We start from the raw sequence: 18,014 nt of genomic DNA on the forward strand, positions 1-18,014 counted from the left end.
TATATTTTGAGTTTTTAACACAGCAAAAAAATCTAGCTGATCCTTTGCTTAAAATCCCTCAAATCATATGTTCCACCAATTTTTCAAAAATCTGCACACTGTCCCCTTGGAAAATCCTTGGTTTAGTCTGAATGCAGCTTCTACTTATTTGGTGAAATATCTCATTGGGATTCCTCGCTTTCTATTTCTTATGTTAACGTTACCATGATTATTATTACTGGTCAAGCCAATGGAAAACGTAAAATAGTTTTGCGCTTTTCTGGTGGTGTTTTTCTCGCATCATTTAAATAAATCTCCCGATGCATATGACCGTTCCTGCGATATTTTTGATCTTCAATAAATAAGTGCATTTTTTCAAAGGTAGCTGCCTCATTCTCAAAGGGACCAACATGTAGCATTTGCACACATTTTCCTTCTTCGATAGAATTAAAATAAATTTCATCAAGTAGAGAATGTGGTTTCTTCTTGGTCATAGATAAAGCTTTTTCAAACATTTCTGATGTAATAAATTCTGGCTGCTGAATCATAATCGTATAAATATAACTGGCTTTATCGCGAGTATCTTGGCTATTTTTTGAATCCCAAAGCCCTTCCAATGGAAAAACAGTAAAATCGTCATATAGATTTTTCGGATCAGCCCATAGCTTTTTATAATTCATTTTTATTGCATAGGCCAAAGAAAAAAGCACACCTACTCGTTCTGAAAAATCTGTTTGATTGGGATCTCCTTCACCATCAATCATTATAAAATTTTGTTTTGGGACAGTTACTAATAATGTTTTCTTAACTGTACTGTATAAATCTTTCTCATGTTTACGCCATTCATATTTCATCATTCTCGCCTCACTTCTATAAGATAAAATAATTATAACAAGTGAAACATGTCACCTTATGTCAAGTTTAATAATTATTTGCCATTGTTTGAATTCTTTTTATTAATTCTTCCCGAATATCTAATGGTTCGACAACCTCAACATTAGCCCCCAATGATAGTATAAAAGCATAAAAGCCTTCAGATATCGGATATTTCTCTTTTACCAATAAACTACCATCACCCAATTGAGTATATTTTTGATAATTTTCTTTCACTTGAGATAGCTGATCCTTTTTAAATTTTAAAGTTATTAGAGTTTCTGGTAAAGCAAGGCTTTCTTTAGATTCAAATATTTTCCCTTCATAGTTTCGTGAAAAATATTCATCTAAGATTTGAACTTTCCTGATGCGACTCAATTTAAAAATTCGATTCGCTTCTTTTTTTAAACAGTAGCCGTACAAGTACCAAGCATTTTGTTTAAAAACTAATTTGAAAGGTTCAACTGTACGTTCTGAATCTACAGCTTCTTGGCTCAAATATAAAATACACAGCCTTTTCTTATGAATAATCGCTTCACGAATATTGACGAATACTTCTTGATTTTTTTGTCCCCAATCGGAAAAATCAATTTCTAGCCAACCAGCCTGTCTGTGCTGAAATAATCCTCCATGTTTTGTTAATAAGTCATCATCAAAAGTACTAGGCAATATTGATAAACCTTGAACAGCAGTTAAAATTTGAAGCTGTTCTTCTTTTGAAAGCACAGAACGATTTAAAGCGAAATCTTCATTAATAAAAATACCACCACCCTTGCCTTGCATAGCATAGACTGGAATCCCACTACCACTTAAAGTATCCACATCACGATAAATTGTTCGGGGAGATACTTCAAACTTTTCCGCTAATTCCTTTGCCGTGATACTTCCTCTTTCTAATAAAATATATAAAATTTGAAATAATCGACTATCCATATAAACTCCATTCACTTTTTTCTATGTATTGTATTTTAGATGCTTTTTTTTATGTATTTTTGTAAACATCAGGGAATTCTTAAAAAGAAAAAAGAACCCTTGTAAGACAAGGGTTCTACGACGTCAATTATTTAACTGCGTCTTTAAGGGCTTTCCCTGGTTTGAACGCAGGTACTTTGCTTGCTGGGATTTGGATTTCTTCGCCAGTTTGTGGGTTGCGACCTTTGCGGGCAGCACGTTCACGAACTTCAAAGTTACCAAAACCGATTAACTGAACTTTTTCACCTTCAGCTAAAGCGTCTTGAATGCTTGAAAATACAGCATCAACAGCAGCTGTAGCGTCTTTTTTAGTTAATTCAGTCGCAGCTGCAACTTTTTCGATTAATTCTGCTTTGTTTGCCATGTAAATTTTCACCTCCGTGAGTGATGATTTGATGTTTGCACATCTTTTAGTAACTGAGTGGTCCAGTTACCATAAATATTGATTTGGTCAATATTCTTGTTTTACGATAGCATATGAACCTTGTGATAGCAAGGTTTTTAGCCGATTATCACCAAAAATTCCTAGATATGGTAAACATTGATAAAAATATTTGTCCTACAGAATAACTTATGGTAAAATGGCTTATTTCCGCCGTCTAGCGATGATTCGAATCGGTGTACCTTCAAAATCAAAAGCTTTTCTAATTTGATTTTCTAAAAAGCGCGCGTAAGAGAAATGCATCAATTCTTCTTCATTGACAAAGACAACAAAAGTCGGTGGTTTAACAGCCACTTGAGTCGCATAAAAAATCTTCAGACGTTTTCCTTTATCAGTTGGTGTCGGGTTAATCGCAACAGCATCCATAATAACATCATTTAAGATAGAAGAGGAAATTCTCAGGTTCTGATTCATGCTGACTGTTTCAATCAAATCAGGAAGTTTATTTAAACGTTGCTTCGTCAAAGCTGAGACAAAAATAATCGGCGCATAATCTAAATAAGCAAACTCATCACGAATCTCTGCTTCAAAATCCTTCATGGTATTAGTATCTTTTTCAACTAAATCCCATTTATTTACAACTAAAATAACTCCACGACCAGCCTCATGAGCATATCCAGCAATCCGTTTATCTTGTTCACGAATTCCTTCGTCACCGTTAATAACGACTAAGACAACATCTGAGCGATCAATTGCGCGCATAGCCCGCATCACACTATATTTTTCAGTGTTCTCATAAACTTTACCACGTTTACGCATGCCTGCTGTATCTATCATGGTAAATTCTTGACCATTTTCGCCAATAAATTTAGTATCAATAGCATCCCGCGTTGTTCCTTCAATCTCTGACACAATAACACGGTCTTCCCCTAAGATCGCATTAATCAAAGAAGACTTACCAACATTAGGTCGTCCAATTAGACTAAACTTAATACTCTCATCTTCCTCATTTTCACTATCATCTGGGAAGTGTTTGACCGCTTCATCTAAAACATCACCTAGACCTAAGCCATGACTCCCAGAAACCGGGAAAGGCTCTCCCAATCCTAGTGCATAAAACTCATAAATGTCACTACGCATCTCTGGATTGTCTACTTTATTGACTACCAAAATAACCGGTTTGTTACTACGATATAAGATTTTAGCGACTGCTTCGTCAGCGTCAGTCACACCTTCACGGCCACTAGCAATAAATAAAATGACATCAGCTTCATCAATTGCTATTTGTGCTTGGTGTTTAATTTGTTCCATAAATGGTTCATCACCTAGATCAATACCACCAGTATCAATAATTGAAAACTCATGATCTAACCAATCACCTTTCGCATAAATGCGATCCCTAGTAACACCGGGAGTATCTTCGACAATTGAAATTCTTTCTCCTGCAATACGATTGAATAATGTAGATTTACCAACATTGGGTCGTCCAACGATGGCTATAATAGGATTTGACATGTTTTTGCTCCTTTTTTAAAATTCTCCTTAGTTTAACGAAGAAATCACTTTATAGCAAGAAAGAGATGAAAAAACCACAAAAAAAGACGCACATAATTGTACGTCCTTAAGCCTTTTTTACTCTTTGTCTTCGTTAGCTTCACTTTCAGCTAAAGCATCACCTAAAACATCACCCAATGTAAAACCAGAACTTTCTTCAGGCATTTCGTAGTCATCAGTTTCAACAACTTCTTCTTTTAACTCTTCAGGTTTTTCTTGTAATGCTTTGATTGATAGTGCTACTCGGTGTTCATCCGGATTTACTTCTAAAACCTTCACTTGAACTTTATCACCTTCATGTAATACTTCATGAGGAGTGGCAATGTGCTTGTGAGAGATTTGAGAGATATGAACCAATCCTTCAACTCCTGGGAAAATTTCCACAAAAGCACCAAAACTAGTCAAACGTTTAACAGTTCCTTCTAAAACAGTTCCAGGTGCTGCTTTTTCGTCAATGTCTGTCCAAGGTCCAGGCAAGTTTGCTTTAATTGATAATGAAATCCGTTCTTTTTCAGGATCGACAGAAAGTACCAAAACTTCCACTTCATCACCGACTGATAAAACATCTGAAGGTTTACCAACATGGCTATGAGAAATTTCTGATACGTGAACCAATCCGTCAATGCCGCCTAAGTCAACAAATGCACCAAAGTCCGTTAAACGAGCTACTTGACCTTTGATTACTTGACCATCATATAAAGTCGCTAAGATTTCTTTTTTCTTCTCAGCTTTTTCTGCTTCAACTACTGCCTTATGTGATAAAATCAAGCGGTTTTCTGATGGTTCAATTTCAATAATTTTAAAGGCCAAGGTTTGACCGATATATGCGGAAAAATCGTCTACAAAATGATCGTCAATCATTGATGCTGGTACGAATCCACGGACACCTACGTCAACTACCAAACCACCTTTAACACTATTTGTAACAGGTGCTTCGATTATTTTTCCAGCTTGGAAATCTTTTTCGATGTCTTCCCAAACTTTTTTCGCATCTAAGCGACGTTTAGAAAGTAGATAGCTGCCATTTTCTTTATCTTTTCCGATAGAAGAAATGACTACCAAGTCTAAGACATCACCGACTTTTACTTCTTGTGAAATATCTTCTACTGGTAAAGTAGAAAGCTCTTTTGCAGGAACTACACCTTCAACTCCTGCTCCTTCGATACCGACAACGACTTGTTTGTCTTCCAAAGCAAGCACTTCGCCTCTCACGATATCGCCGACTTTTACTTCATGTACACTTTCCATTGCTGCTTCCATTGATACATTTTCGTTATCTAATGGATTTTGTTCTAAATCTGCCATGACATATGTCCTCCTAACCAACAATTCAATATATGAATAGACTACAATTACCATTTTAATTTATCTACAGGGAAAAATAAAGCGATTTCTCTTTTTTTCTTAAAATTTGTAAAAAATGATTTTACTTACGACAAAATTTTATTTAAAAGCCCTTTGCTATTACAATTTCTTTGATGCGTTTCACTACTTGTTCAATCGACATACCTGTTGTATCTACCAAAATAGCATCCTCAGCCTGCACCAAAGGTGACACTTCGCGATGAGAATCTAAATAATCCCGTTTTGAAATTGCTTCTTTTAATTCTTCAAAGCTAGCTGAAAAGCCTTTCGCCTGATTTTCAATATACCGTCTTTGGGCACGTTCTTCCACACTAGCTATAAGAAAAATCTTTACTTCTGCATTTGGAAGAACCGTAGTCCCAATGTCTCTGCCATCCATCACAACGCCGCCAGTTTCTCCGAGTTTTTGCTGAATTTCAACTAGTTTTTCTCGAACCAATTGATGCGCAGCCACTTCTGAAACAGCTTGGGTTACCGCTTGTGATCGAATTTCTTCAGTAATATCACTTTGATTTACAAAAACACGTTGACCACCAGGTACTTGTTCAAAGCGAATCGGATATTCTTCAATCAATCCAACAATCTTTTTTTCATCCGAAAAAGCGACTTGATTGATCATTGCTAAATAGGTTACCGCTCGATACATTGCACCGGTATCAACGTAAATGAATTGATAATCCTTCGCTAGTATTTTTGCTACTGTACTTTTTCCTGATGAAGCTGGACCATCAATCGCAATTGAAATTTTTTTCATTTTTAAACTTCCCTTCAATAAATAGGGAGTTGTGACACGAGTTCCAAAAAACTCATACCACAACTCCATCATTCAGATTTAACTATTATTGGCTAATCACAATTTGTTGACCTGGATTAATTGGTGGATAGAATGAATCCCCTTGAATGGTAATCCCATTTAAAGCTGCGATTGTACTAATATCTACACCTGTTCGATTAGCTATTTGTTGCAAGCCTTCACCTGCTTGAACAGTTGTCGTATTTGCTCCCTCACCTGCTGGTGAAACATATTGCGACTGTTGACCAGCTACTGATTGTGATGCAGCTGCTTCGGATGACGCCGCAGCCTGTGAAGCAGCCGCTTGTTGTTGCTCTGCTTCTGACGAGGCAGAAGTGTCATCATCGCTTGATTCTTCTGTACTTGATTCTTCCGTACTTGATGTAGACGAAGCGGTAATGCTGCTTGATGACGAGCTTGCAGCAGTATTTCCTCCATCTCTAGTTATAAAAAAATAGGCAGCTGCCGGAATGGTAATCAGAGCCACTAACAAAATAACTAAAATAGTTAAAAATTTAGTATTGCCTCCACCATTTTTATTATCTTTATTTCCTTCACTGTTTCTTCTTGCTTCACTCCGGGAAACTCGGTTCGTTGCAGTCTGACTTTCCTCAGACTCATATATATGTTGATCCCAAGGCTCGTTGCTTTCTGTTTGATTGTAACGGTCTTTTCTACTCACGCTTTGTACCTCCTCTTTAATATCGTTCAATATTATATCATAGCTTCAAAAAGAATGGCGTTTTTTTCAAATTTTCAAGGGATTTTTAAAAATTTTTTCTAAGATTTCTTGCCATGATTGTGGTTGGACTTTTTCTTGCAGATTATTTTCTACAGTTGTTAAAGTGGCACCATGATTGTCACAACAAGTCTTAGGAATCTTTTCTAACTTTTCGGCAAAGTAATTTGTCAGAAATTTTCTGCGACACTCAGTCTGTTGAACATAAGCCAACATAAAGCGGATTTGCTGTCTTTTTACTTGTTGGCGTTTTTCCAATAATGAAATAATTTGATCGCTTTGGTCAGGAAAATATGTTTCCCATTTTTTAATCAGAGGTAGTTCAATGAGCAATTCGGGATTTTGTTGTTTCATTTCATATAGTTTACGTACGTCATTAATTTGATCCTGGAGAAAGTAGTGAATTTTTTCATCATTATTTTCATATAGTAAAATAGCTTGTGCATGATGCCCATCACGACCAGCGCGACCGATTTCTTGTAGATAGTTCTCTGGTGAATCAGGTAAATCATAATGAATCACATACCTAATATTATTCTTGTTGATCCCCATCCCAAAAGCATTGGTGGCAAATAAAACTTTCAATTCATCTTGCTGAAACTGTTGCTGCAAGACCCGTCTTTCTTGTCCGCTTAAACCACCATGGTAAAAGGCAACAGGAAAATCATTTCTAAAAAGCTGGTATAGTGATTCTACTTGTTTACGAGTAGCACAATAAACAATTCCCGTACCAGACAAAGTTTCCAGTAGCTCTCTCAATTTAGTTTTTTTCTCTGCTTGAAACACAAAATAACTAATATTAGGGCGATCAACTGAATAAACAAAACTTTTTACTTGATGATGAAACAATAAGTGTTTGATATCTTCTCGTACATTTGGGGTCGCTGTTGCTGTTAAAGCCATGATTCGCGGTTGGGGTAATTGATGAATTCCTGCAGACAGCTTTAGATATTCTGGTCGAAAGTCAATCCCCCATTGTGAAATGCAGTGGGCTTCATCGACCACTACGAGTGAAATATTACTTGTTTTTAGTTGTGCCATTATTTTTTCTTGTAAAAACATCTCAGGACTCATAAAAATGAACTTATACTTTTTCATATTTTTAAGGACATAATCTTTTTCACTGTAAGAAAGAACACTATTCAAAGCGATCACGCGTTTTTCTCCAAGTTGCTGTAACTGATTGACTTGATCTTCCATTAATGAAATCAAGGGCGAAATAATAATTACTGTCCCAGGTAATAAATAACCGGCTAATTGATAACATAGAGATTTCCCTGTACCAGTCGGCAACATACCTAAGACCGGTTCCCCTTTTAAAACAGTCGAAATAATCTCAGCTTGTCCTGGACGAAACTCAGAATAACCAAAATACTGTTCTAGAGCCTTTTTTAATTCCATTGGCAATCCCTCAAATTTTTTATTTGCGATAAACGAAAATTCAAATAATTCTCCTGATAATTTTTATAACTTAAATCAATTACTTCCTCGAAATTTTTAGACTCTTTAAAATCAAGTAAAGTAAATTTTTCGAATGGAAAATTTTCATCACTAATTGCCCACTCGATAATATGATCATAATAGGTTCCAGTTTTAATACTTCTTTGTTGTAAGATTTCAGTTTCATTCAAATCAGCTAAAAATAAATCTCTAGTTTGCAACATACTTTGATTGCAATTTTGTTGTGAAAAATCACTTATTAATAAATCAATCTGGCTATTTGGAATTACTTTTTCAAGAAAAGAATCAATACATTGTTGTTGGAAAAGTACATTCCATGGTTCACTTTGCCACTCCTCAGCTAATAGCTGAAAAGCTACTTTCCCATCCTGATGATAGCCACTTAATTGATTCGCTAGAAAATCAGCTTGGTTCTGGGGCATTTGTGAAAAGATTTTCTCTAGTTCAGCCAGCAATAGTCCGATTAAATTACTGTCTGCATTTTTCAGCCATTTTTTTAACTGATAGACTGCTTCGGGTCTTTGTTCAATTGGCGTATATTTTTTTTGACGAACACTGATAAAGCTAATAACTTGAACCGCAAATAATATGAGCCGCCACATCTCTATTCGCATCCGCCCAAATCTAAAACCATCTAATTGTGTCAACTGTTTTAATTGGACTACTTCAGTTAAAGCTTGCTGTCCTAGATCAGTTATTTTTCCAAACTCATCATTCATTTCAATATAATTAAGTTGCAATAATTTTTTGATTACTTGATTAAATACCGCTTTCTCTAGTGAAGGCAAACTACCTAAAAAAACTAAAATTTGATGAAAGTACCCGAAAATAAGGACCGAACTAGTTCTTTTCCCAGTCAATAAATGATAAATGCTAGATACTCTTAACTTGTGGCCTGAACGAAATAACGTTAAAATAAACAAAGTCATATAGATACTCCTTGAGGTGAAAAATGAAAGCAGAAATATTTCCAGAGCGCTGCATTGCTTGCGGACTCTGTCAAACGATTGCACCAGAAGTTTTTGACTATCGTGATGATGGAATCATCATTTTTTCTGGTGAAGAAAAAGCCCGACAACAATTTATTCCTGAAAAATCGCAAAAAGACGTTCGGCTAGCAGCAAAAAGATGCCCAGCTTACGCGATTTCTTACGATTCACTATAACACAAAAATGGACTAGCCAAAATATCATGGCTAGTCCTTTTATTTAAATAGAGTGATGGGAATGGCTACTAAAACTCTTCTTACTTAACCATGGTAATAGTTTCGCATGAAGTATTACAAAAGCGCTGCTGACAATGATACCTTTTAAAATATTAAATGGCACAATACCCACCAATACGTAACGACCTAAACTCATACCTAACATTTGTCCAGCTGATAAGCCAAATGCTTTTAAATAAAGTGGTGTGATAACAAAATAGTTAGCCACGCTCATGAATAAAGTCATCGCCAAAATCCCTAAAGCTAAACCAGAAAATTTTCGACTAAATTTATTTTTATTATATAATGCAAAAATTGGTAACGTATAAATAGTAGTGGCAAAGAAACTAGCAAAATCTCCAATCATATTATCAAAGGAAAAGCCAGTCATAGTTAAATGCAGCAACGATCTGATTAACGCTGTCGCAATCCCAGTAATTGGTCCAAATAAGAACATATTAATTAAAATAGGAATATCACTAAAATCCAACTTTAAAAAGGGGAAAATTGGAATTAAGGGAAAAGCGATAAATTGCAAAATCAATCCCATTGCTCCTGCTACTGCTACTGCTGTCATCTTTTGTAACTTTAAGTTCTTCATTTGACATCCTCCAAGATTCAGGAATCATCTTCAACGAACCACTCGAATTTGAAAGTACAAAAAAACTCTATGCTTCAGAAAAAAGCATAGAGTTACTTGAATTTCACACTCAAATAAGCCCTATCTTCTTTATCCAGACTGTACTGTCGGTATCGGATTTACACCGATTCGGCTGCGTAAACGCAGTTCGTGGACTATTACCACCGGTCGGGATTTTCACCCTGCCCCTGAAGACGAACCTTAAAATTATTTTTATTTACAATACAAATATAGCACAACACTAACAAAATACAAGTAAAAAGTTTTTATTTTGCTTGATGCAACAAATTTTTGATTTCTTTTGCGTTTAAGCGACGATACTCACCTGGTTTTAAACCTTTTAATGTAAGTTCACCATATTTTTCACGTTTTAGCTTTTGAACAGGTAGACCAACAGCTTGTAACATATTTTTCACTTGATGATTACGCCCTTCATGAATAGTCAGCTCTACGATACTCGTCTCAGATTTTTTATCACTTGAAATAATATCGTAACGTGCGGGTGCTGTTTTTTTGCCTTCCAACACAATTCCTTTTGTCAAAGGATATAGATTCTTTTGATCAGCTATACCTTTAACTTTTGCTACATATACTTTATCGATTTGATGTTTAGGATGGGCTAATTTTTGTGAAAAATCCCCATCATTGGTTAAAATTAAAATTCCTGATGTATCATAATCTAAACGACCCACTGGATAAATTCTTTCAGTCACTTCTGGGAAAAAATCAGTGACTACTCGACGATTTTTATCATCTGTGACAGCAGAAATCACGCCGCGCGGTTTGTAAAATAAATAATAAACCGGTTCTTCTTGGTAGATGGGTACACCATCAACTTCTACCACATCTTTTTTACCAACCTTTGTGCCTAACTCGGTAATAACTTCTCCATTGACCTTAACTCTGCCATTGGAAATAATTTCCTCGGCTTTTCTACGAGAAGCAATTCCCGCGTGTGCAATTACTTTTTGTAATCTTTCCATCTATATATTCTCCTCTTTTAACCGGTCAAAAAACAAATCCAGTGGAACTTCTTCTTCGGAAGATAAATCATCCTCCATTTTTTCAACATCTGGCAATTCACTTAAATCTTTTAAACCGAAATAATCCATAAAACGCTCATTTGTACCATATAAAATCGCTCGACCAGGCCCTTCCACACGACCTTTTTCTTCAATTAAATGCCTTGATACCAAAGTTTGAACTGCTCCACTAGATTGAACCCCTCGCATTTCATCAATCTGTACACGACTGATTGGTTGTTTGTATGCAATAATAGATAAAGTTTCTAAAGCTGCTTGGCTCAATTTGTTCACTAATGGAGAACGTGCAAAAGTTTTTAACAATGGCGCACATTCTTTTTTGGTGGTTAACACAAAATGACTGCCCACCTCCAAAACAGTTAATGCTCGATTCGGATCTGCTTGATATGCTGCTGTTAACGATTCAATCAGCTGATAGGTTTCAGCCGTTGATATTTTTAAATTGTATGAAAGCTCATCTAAGCCAATACCTTCTTGACCAACAACAAAAAGCAAAGCTTCAACTTGACTTAATTTATTCATCTGAAACTCCTTTGTAGACTAAAATTGGATCGTAATTTTTAATTTGTTTTGCCGTTGCTTGCCCATTTTTCATCAATTCCAATAACGCCATAAAAGTCGTCACCATTTCATCTTTTGTATAGTTTTGAAAAAAGTTCTCCAAAGGAAGCCCTTCATCCGAGTTTAATTCATCTAACTTAAAACGAATTTGATTTACTTTCTCCTCAATTGTGATGGTTTCACCACTAACAACAGAATCTTGTGGGCGGTTTAATTTTTTTCTTTGCAAAACATCATGCATCGCTAAAAACAAATCAATCGTATTGACTTGATTTGCCGGTAGTAAGGTATTATTTTCCTTGTAATCTGATAAATCCATTGGTTCTTTAGAAAAATATTGACCGCGTTCACTTGCCTTTTCAGACAATAAATTCGCCGCGTATTTATATTTTCGATATTCTAATAACTGTTGTACCAAAGCCTCTCGCGGATCTTCTTCATAGAGATCATCTTCACCTAAAGAAACTTCTACTTTCGGCAATAACATTTGGCTTTTAATGGACATTAATGTCGCAGCCATCACGATGTATTCTCCGGCAACTTCTAATTCCAAAGTTTTCATTGTGTGAATAAAATCCATATATTGTTCAGTTACTTGAGTAATTGGAATATCATAAATATCAATTTCTAACTGCTGAATTAAATGTAAAAGTAAATCCAAAGGACCTTCAAAAACATCTAATTTTAAACTAATTTCACTCATTTGTTGCTTCCTTTTTACTTTCATGCCAATGACTTAAGAAATCGGCCGTAGTCTTTGTTGCTAAGATTTTTTGACCAGAAAATAAAAATTGTAATTCATCTAACATTTGAAAACCAATGCGTTCACCACGATAAGACGGATTTAAACTAATATCTTGCAAAACGATTTCATTATCGTTCTCAATGCTAATCCCGATTAGTCCTTGAACATTAGCAGATTCACCTTCATGATAGTAACAAAATAATTGGTAATTATTATCTTCTTCATAAGTATCTAATTCTTTTAAAAGATGCTGTTGCTCTTTTAAATTTTGATGGAAGCTTAAAAGTCCCATCGCAATTTTTCTTTGGTTTTTTCGATACCTAGTAATCATATAAACTCCTTTATTAAGCCCTAGGAAAATGCTCCTTATAAACTTCTGTCATTCGTCGTTTTGTGATATGTGTGTAAATCTGAGTTGTCGAAATATCCGAATGACCTAATAATTCTTGAACAGTTCTTAAATCAGCACCATTTTCTAACAAATGAGTCGCAAAACTATGTCGTAAAGTATGGGGCGTGACATCTTTTATAATTCCGGCTTTTAGAACCCAAACTTTCAGGTTTTTCCAAATACCTTGTCGGCTCAATCCACTGCCATGATTATTGACAAACAAATGATTCTCTTGGGGTCTTTTTTTCGTTAATAAAGGTCTGGATTCCGCTAAATATCGCTCAATCCAATGAATCGCATAATCTCCCAACGGAACAATCCTTTCTTTATCTCCTTTACCCAAGGTTTGTAAAAGTCCCATCTCTAAATGGATATCGCCCATTTTCAAGCCAATCAATTCACTCACCCGCAATCCTGTTGCGTACATCACTTCTAGAATCGCCCGGTCTCTAATACCTAAAGTTGTTGTTGTATCAGGCGTAGCAATCAGTTTTTCAACTTCTTGCAAGGAAAGTGTTTGAGGTAATTTTTGAGTTTTTTTAGGACTTTCAATATGCTGCATAGGATCATGATCAGTAAATCGTTCTTGCCGTAAGTATTGATGAAACCGACGTAAACTAGAAATCATGCGAGTAACAGTCGCCGATGCTTTATTCAGTTGATTTAAATGTGCTAAAAAAGCCACTACTGTATAACGATCGACAGCTTGCCAATCGGAAATACCAGCCTCATTCAAAAAGGCTAAATACTGTTTTAAATCTCTTTGATAACTGCTTTTAGTATTGGCAGAAAGGCCTCGTTCGATCGTCAAATAATGTAAATATTCAATGATTTGTTCTTCCATCGTTTCACCACTTTCGCTTTATCATACCAAAAAGTCCCTTAAAATGATACACGTATCAACTAAGGGACTCAAGCTTTTCTAATCAAAAAACTATTTATTGTTTTTTATTTTGACAATCCGAGCAAATACCGTGAAAAGTCAACCGGTGATCCTTCACGATAAAATGATACCGTGACTCGACTACTTGTTCAACTTCTCCCAGCAAGTCCTCTTCTATTTCTTCGATGTTTCCACATTCCAAACAAAGTAAATGGTGATGAAAATGCGCGGCCCCTTCTTTTCTCAGATCATAACGAGCCAAACCATCATCAAAACTGACCTTATTAACAATATGCAAATCAGTCAATATTTCCAAAGTCCGATAAACTGTTGCTAAACCAATTTCAGGGCTTTTCTTCTTAACTAGAAAATAAATTTCTTCAGCTGACAAATGATCTTTTTCATTTTCTAACAAGACAATCACAACAGATTCTCTTTGGGGAGTTAATTTAAATCCTGAATCATGGAGTTGTTTTTTTGTTTTTTGTAGAGCTAAAACGGTATTCATTGAGAACCTCCCTGCTAATTTATAATCATTATAAACAAAATATTTGGTTTTCGTGATTAGTTTAGAATAAGTATAATTTATATTCTTCATTAACACAAGCTATTCTCAATTAGTTTTTTAAGTAAATTTGATTATCTCGTTGTTCAATTTTTTTAGCTTTTAATAAAGCGCCAATTGCTCGTTTAAATTGTCCTTTACTGATACCAAATCCCGCTTTAATTTCATCAGGACCTGATTTGTCTCCATAAGGCAACATTTTATTTTCGCTTCGTTCTAGCATTGCTAACAACATCCCCGCATCACCGTCAATCATTTCATGACTACGAGGCTTAAGAGATATATTTAACATATTATCATGAGCAGCCAAGCCAACTACACGTCCTTCGATGACTTCACCAAGACGAGGTTCATTATATCGTTCAGATGGATGGATGAAACCTAAATATAAATCATCCGTAATTAAAAATGTTCCAGCAACTTTTAATCGATATACTGTTCCTTTTACATCTTTATTTTTCATTTCAGCAGTGCCTTTACGAGCCATTGCATGAAATACATTCTCATCAGCTAAAGTTCCCCACATACGATCCTTATCATCGACACGTAAAGTAATCATCAGACGATCACCTTTTTTGGGCCATAATTCTTTCATAGTCGGTAATTCATCTAATGAAACAACTACGTCCTTATCAGGCAAACCGATATTAACGAATACACCCAAGTCTTTACGCACACCAATCACTTCAGCAAAACCATATTGCCCATTTTTAATAGCTGGAATTTCTGTTGTAAAAGCCCCCTGTTTTTTTTGATTCACATAAGCAAATCCCTCTACTGGATCACCAATCTTGTGCTCTCCTTCTGTTTTCGCTAATTGAAAAGTGACACCATTTTTTTGCACAAAATAAGCTTCTTCATTTTCGTCTGTAATCAAGCCAGTAAAGACTTGACCTAATAAATCGTTCATTTATTTTCTCCTTTTCAAACGAAAGGAACTGCAACACAAGTGAAACTTCACTGATGTTACAGCTCTTTTCAATTCATTTTTACTATTTTAGCTTCTGCTTCCGCCGCCGCCATTTCCCTTAAACCAACCAGTTTTACAATTAACAGTTACAACATACATTGGTAAATCAGCGGACGTATATCCTTTAGTTAAATCGGATTGATTGTTAGTTGCAAATAAGTTGTAATATCCTTCGCCACCTTGAATTTGAACTGGCACAAGTGAATAACCACCCTCAGTAACATAACCACGATCAATTACTGTTTGCAAGAATTTTTCGCGCACACCACTATTCCAAGACCAAGCACTATTACCAGAATCTGCAACTTGACTTTGGTTTGTTGACATAATAGGTTGATTATTACCGCTCATACTATATGAGGGTGAACTTGTTGAAGATTCACTACTTGAAGTAGTTTCTTCCTCTTTCTCAGCACGACTTGCTGATTCACTGGCAGCAGTTTCCCATTCGGTTAAAGTTTGGTTTACTTCTGCCAATTGATTAACTTGATCTGTGATGAGTTCTTGATTTGGAACAGTTCCAGCTTTTTGCATTGTTGCATTATAAGTCGATCGAGTAGCTGTACTAGCAACTGTACCATTAGTAATAAGAGTACTTACAGAATTCCTCAAATCAATAATTTGATCATACTGTGTTTTTGCTTGATTAATTGCTTCATTTAACAAATCGTTAAATTGGTTATCTTTTGTATCAACAGTTAAAGTAACATCTTCTGCTGCTTTTAATTTTAAATCGCTCGCTAAGATGTCACCGTTAATTGCCGTAGATGTAAATAGATTGTTAACTGCTTGAACATCTTTTTGTTTTGCTGTTAAAGTATCATAACTATTTTTTAATTCTTTATAACGGTCATTCTTTTTATATTGATTAATCTCTTCTGCAATTTTAGCTGTGTTAGTATCGACTTTATCCACTTTTAGGAAGACTTGCTTACTATTAGTATAAAAATCAGTTATTTCTGCTTCAATTTCGTCAATTGCTTGATTAGTTTTTTTATCAGCAGCGGCTTTCTCTGCTGCGGCTTCTTCTGCCGCTTGATCCTGTTGGTAAGAGTAGTAATAACCACCTCCACCTAATAGTGCTACTAAAATAACTGCAGCTATCGCAATGTTGCGACCTTTTTTTCCTTTTTTAGGTGGTTCTTGATTGCTTTCTTTATGACTCTCCAACGAACGAGTTTCGTCCGCTGCTGCCTTGGCCTGCTCTGCTGCGATAACTTTGGCTTGCTCAGCTTCAATTAGTGCTTTTCTTTCAGCTTCGGCCTTTTCTTCAGCACTTGACTTTTCTTTTAACTTTTCCGATTCTTCTTTATGTTCTCGGATATATTGTTCCAAAATTGGATTGGTTCTGTCAAAAGATGCTTCCGTTTCAGGTAAATGTTCCGCTTTCTTTTCGACAATTTTTAATTCATCTTGAGAACCTTCGTTATCTTCAGGTGATTCATCGTTTGTAGCACTAAACATTTCCTTAACCGAATCAATCGGCATAGATGCTAACTCTGACCACTCAATTTCATCATTTTTTTTCGCTCTATCATTTTTGGCGGTTAACTCAAAACCACAGTTTGGACAAATAGCTCTGCCATCAACGGGTTCAAAACCGCAATTGGGACATTTATGCAATGAAATCTGCTCCTTTTTTTCATTCTTACTGTTAAATTTATCATATCCTCTACCAAGGTAAAAGATGTTTTGCTAGATTTCTATAAATTTAATATTTGAATAAAAAAAATGAAGCAACAGATAGTAATATCCATGCTCCATTTTTGATCTTTTATTCTAAGAAATCTTTTAATTGTTTTGAACGAGATGGATGACGTAATTTTCTTAAAGCTTTTGCCTCAATTTGTCGAATCCGTTCTCTTGTTACACCGAATACCCGACCTACTTCTTCTAGCGTACGAGTTCTGCCGTCATCTAAACCAAAACGCAATCGCAAAACATTTTCTTCACGATCAGTTAAGGTGTCTAACACATCTTCTAATTGTTCTTTTAACATTTCAGATGCTGCATGTTCAGCCGGACTAGTAGCCTCCTGGTCTTCAATAAAATCACCTAAGTGTGAATCATCTTCTTCACCAATCGGTGTTTCCAAAGATACTGGCTCTTGCGCAATTTTTAGAATTTCACGAACTTTTTCAGTTGGTAAATCCATTTCCGCTCCAATTTCTTCTGGTGTCGGTTCGCGACCTAAATCTTGAAGTAATTGACGTTGTACTCGGATTAATTTATTAATGGTTTCGACCATATGCACTGGAATTCGTATCGTTCTTGCTTGGTCAGCAATCGCACGTGTAATTGCTTGACGAATCCACCAAGTAGCATAAGTTGAGAATTTAAATCCTTTACGGTAATCAAATTTTTCAACGGCCTTCATTAAGCCCATATTCCCTTCTTGAATTAAATCAAGAAATTGCATGCCCCGACCGACATAACGTTTGGCAATACTTACCACTAAACGTAAGTTGGCTTCGGCTAATTTTTGTTTAGCTTCTTGGTCACCTTGTTCAATTAATAATGCTAACTCAACTTCTTCTTGAGCTGTTAATAATGAAACACGACCAATCTCTTTTAAATACATACGAACGGGGTCATTAATTTTTACACCTGTTGGTGCAGATAAATCTTCATTTTTTGCTTTTTCAGCTGTTTTTTCTTGTGTTTTCAAGCTGGCTTTAGAAGGTTCGCCGTTTTCATCAACGACACTAATCCCAGCATCTTCCACTTTTTGGATCAATATATCCATTTCTTCAGCGTTCAAAGCATAAGGTGTCGCCATTTTGTTGGTTAATTCATCATAAACCACTTGTCCCAATGGTTTCTTTTCCTTAATAAAGGCTTGTAATCTTTTTTGATACTCTTTGTTTTCTGTTTTGTTTGCCATACAAAATGCC

20 protein-coding genes and 1 riboswitch are annotated in these 18,014 nt (G+C 35.6%); of the genes, 1 reads left to right on the forward strand and 19 read right to left on the reverse strand.

Going from position 1 to position 18,014, the window contains the following annotated elements; translation table 11 throughout:
• Positions 1-221: 221 nt before the first annotated feature.
• The 9 genes from ACVWNY_RS07690 to ACVWNY_RS07730 form a co-directional block, all read right to left on the reverse strand.
• Positions 222-833, reverse strand: a complete 612-nt coding sequence (locus ACVWNY_RS07690) for a GyrI-like domain-containing protein (protein WP_218325444.1) — start codon at positions 831-833, stop codon at positions 222-224.
• A 67-nt stretch (positions 834-900) separates the two neighbouring features.
• Positions 901-1,785, reverse strand: a complete 885-nt coding sequence (locus ACVWNY_RS07695) for a helix-turn-helix transcriptional regulator (protein ID WP_218325062.1) — start codon at positions 1,783-1,785, stop codon at positions 901-903.
• Positions 1,786-1,912: 127 nt separating this feature from the next.
• Entirely contained in the window at positions 1,913-2,188 is a 276-nt protein-coding gene (locus ACVWNY_RS07700; protein ID WP_218325061.1) for an HU family DNA-binding protein, read from the reverse strand.
• Positions 2,189-2,410: 222 nt separating this feature from the next.
• On the reverse strand, positions 2,411-3,721 hold the full coding sequence (gene der / locus ACVWNY_RS07705) for a ribosome biogenesis GTPase Der (RefSeq protein ID WP_218325060.1): 1,311 nt from the start codon (positions 3,719-3,721) through the stop codon (positions 2,411-2,413).
• Between the two features lie 117 nt (positions 3,722-3,838).
• The gene (rpsA, locus tag ACVWNY_RS07710; protein ID WP_218325059.1) at positions 3,839-5,065 is read right to left on the reverse strand and encodes a 30S ribosomal protein S1; all 1,227 of its coding nucleotides are present in this window, start codon (positions 5,063-5,065) and stop codon (positions 3,839-3,841) included.
• 142 nt (positions 5,066-5,207) lie between these two features.
• Entirely contained in the window at positions 5,208-5,879 is a 672-nt protein-coding gene (gene cmk, locus ACVWNY_RS07715; protein WP_218325058.1) for a (d)CMP kinase, read from the reverse strand.
• 85 nt (positions 5,880-5,964) lie between these two features.
• On the reverse strand, positions 5,965-6,600 hold the full coding sequence (locus tag ACVWNY_RS07720) for an SAG1386/EF1546 family surface-associated protein (protein ID WP_218325057.1): 636 nt from the start codon (positions 6,598-6,600) through the stop codon (positions 5,965-5,967).
• A gap of 66 nt (positions 6,601-6,666) precedes the next feature.
• Positions 6,667-8,058: a RecQ family ATP-dependent DNA helicase gene (locus tag ACVWNY_RS07725; protein WP_218325056.1), complete on the reverse strand. Its 1,392-nt coding sequence runs from the start codon at positions 8,056-8,058 to the stop codon at positions 6,667-6,669.
• Entirely contained in the window at positions 8,049-9,047 is a 999-nt protein-coding gene (locus ACVWNY_RS07730; RefSeq protein ID WP_218325055.1) for a helix-turn-helix domain-containing protein, read from the reverse strand. The genes ACVWNY_RS07725 and ACVWNY_RS07730 overlap by 10 nt, the downstream gene beginning before the upstream one ends.
• A 23-nt stretch (positions 9,048-9,070) precedes the next feature.
• Here ACVWNY_RS07730 and ACVWNY_RS07735 point away from each other — a divergent pair, with 23 nt between their 5' ends.
• Positions 9,071-9,283, forward strand: a complete 213-nt coding sequence (locus ACVWNY_RS07735; RefSeq protein ID WP_218325054.1) for a ferredoxin — start codon at positions 9,071-9,073, stop codon at positions 9,281-9,283.
• A gap of 43 nt (positions 9,284-9,326) precedes the next feature.
• Here ACVWNY_RS07735 and ACVWNY_RS07740 read toward each other — a convergent pair whose 3' ends face one another.
• The 10 genes from ACVWNY_RS07740 to rpoD all read right to left on the reverse strand — a co-directional run bounded on the left by ACVWNY_RS07740 (position 9,327) and on the right by rpoD (position 18,004).
• On the reverse strand, positions 9,327-9,923 hold the full coding sequence (locus tag ACVWNY_RS07740) for an ECF transporter S component (RefSeq protein WP_218325053.1): 597 nt from the start codon (positions 9,921-9,923) through the stop codon (positions 9,327-9,329).
• 118 nt (positions 9,924-10,041) lie between these two features.
• A riboswitch (FMN riboswitch) is annotated at positions 10,042-10,162 on the reverse strand.
• A gap of 66 nt (positions 10,163-10,228) precedes the next feature.
• Entirely contained in the window at positions 10,229-10,945 is a 717-nt protein-coding gene (locus ACVWNY_RS07745) for a pseudouridine synthase (RefSeq protein ID WP_218325052.1), read from the reverse strand.
• Positions 10,946-11,527 (reverse strand): SMC-Scp complex subunit ScpB, encoded by a 582-nt coding sequence (scpB, locus tag ACVWNY_RS07750; protein ID WP_218325051.1) that lies wholly within the window; start codon positions 11,525-11,527, stop codon positions 10,946-10,948.
• Positions 11,520-12,269 (reverse strand): segregation/condensation protein A, encoded by a 750-nt coding sequence (locus ACVWNY_RS07755; RefSeq protein ID WP_218325050.1) that lies wholly within the window; start codon positions 12,267-12,269, stop codon positions 11,520-11,522. Before ACVWNY_RS07755 ends, scpB begins: the two co-directional genes overlap by 8 nt.
• Complete coding sequence (locus tag ACVWNY_RS07760) at positions 12,262-12,642, reverse strand: GNAT family N-acetyltransferase (RefSeq protein ID WP_218325049.1); 381 nt, start codon at positions 12,640-12,642, stop codon at positions 12,262-12,264. The genes ACVWNY_RS07755 and ACVWNY_RS07760 overlap by 8 nt, the downstream gene beginning before the upstream one ends.
• Before the next feature lie 13 nt (positions 12,643-12,655).
• Positions 12,656-13,546 (reverse strand): site-specific tyrosine recombinase XerD, encoded by an 891-nt coding sequence (gene xerD / locus ACVWNY_RS07765; protein ID WP_218325048.1) that lies wholly within the window; start codon positions 13,544-13,546, stop codon positions 12,656-12,658.
• A 94-nt stretch (positions 13,547-13,640) separates the two neighbouring features.
• Positions 13,641-14,093, reverse strand: coding sequence for a ferric iron uptake transcriptional regulator (gene fur, locus ACVWNY_RS07770; RefSeq protein ID WP_218325047.1), 453 nt, complete (start codon positions 14,091-14,093; stop codon positions 13,641-13,643).
• Between the two features lie 109 nt (positions 14,094-14,202).
• The gene (locus ACVWNY_RS07775; RefSeq protein ID WP_218325046.1) at positions 14,203-15,060 is read right to left on the reverse strand and encodes a CvfB family protein; all 858 of its coding nucleotides are present in this window, start codon (positions 15,058-15,060) and stop codon (positions 14,203-14,205) included.
• A gap of 87 nt (positions 15,061-15,147) precedes the next feature.
• The gene (locus tag ACVWNY_RS07780) at positions 15,148-16,743 is read right to left on the reverse strand and encodes a cell division site-positioning protein MapZ family protein (RefSeq protein WP_218325045.1); all 1,596 of its coding nucleotides are present in this window, start codon (positions 16,741-16,743) and stop codon (positions 15,148-15,150) included.
• 151 nt (positions 16,744-16,894) lie between these two features.
• Positions 16,895-18,004 carry an RNA polymerase sigma factor RpoD gene (rpoD, locus tag ACVWNY_RS07785; protein ID WP_218325044.1) on the reverse strand — a complete coding sequence of 370 codons (1,110 nt, stop codon included), beginning with the start codon at positions 18,002-18,004 and terminating at the stop codon, positions 16,895-16,897.
• Positions 18,005-18,014 lie beyond the last annotated feature (10 nt).

It is taken from the genome of Enterococcus sp. JNUCC 77 (assembly GCF_054819945.1).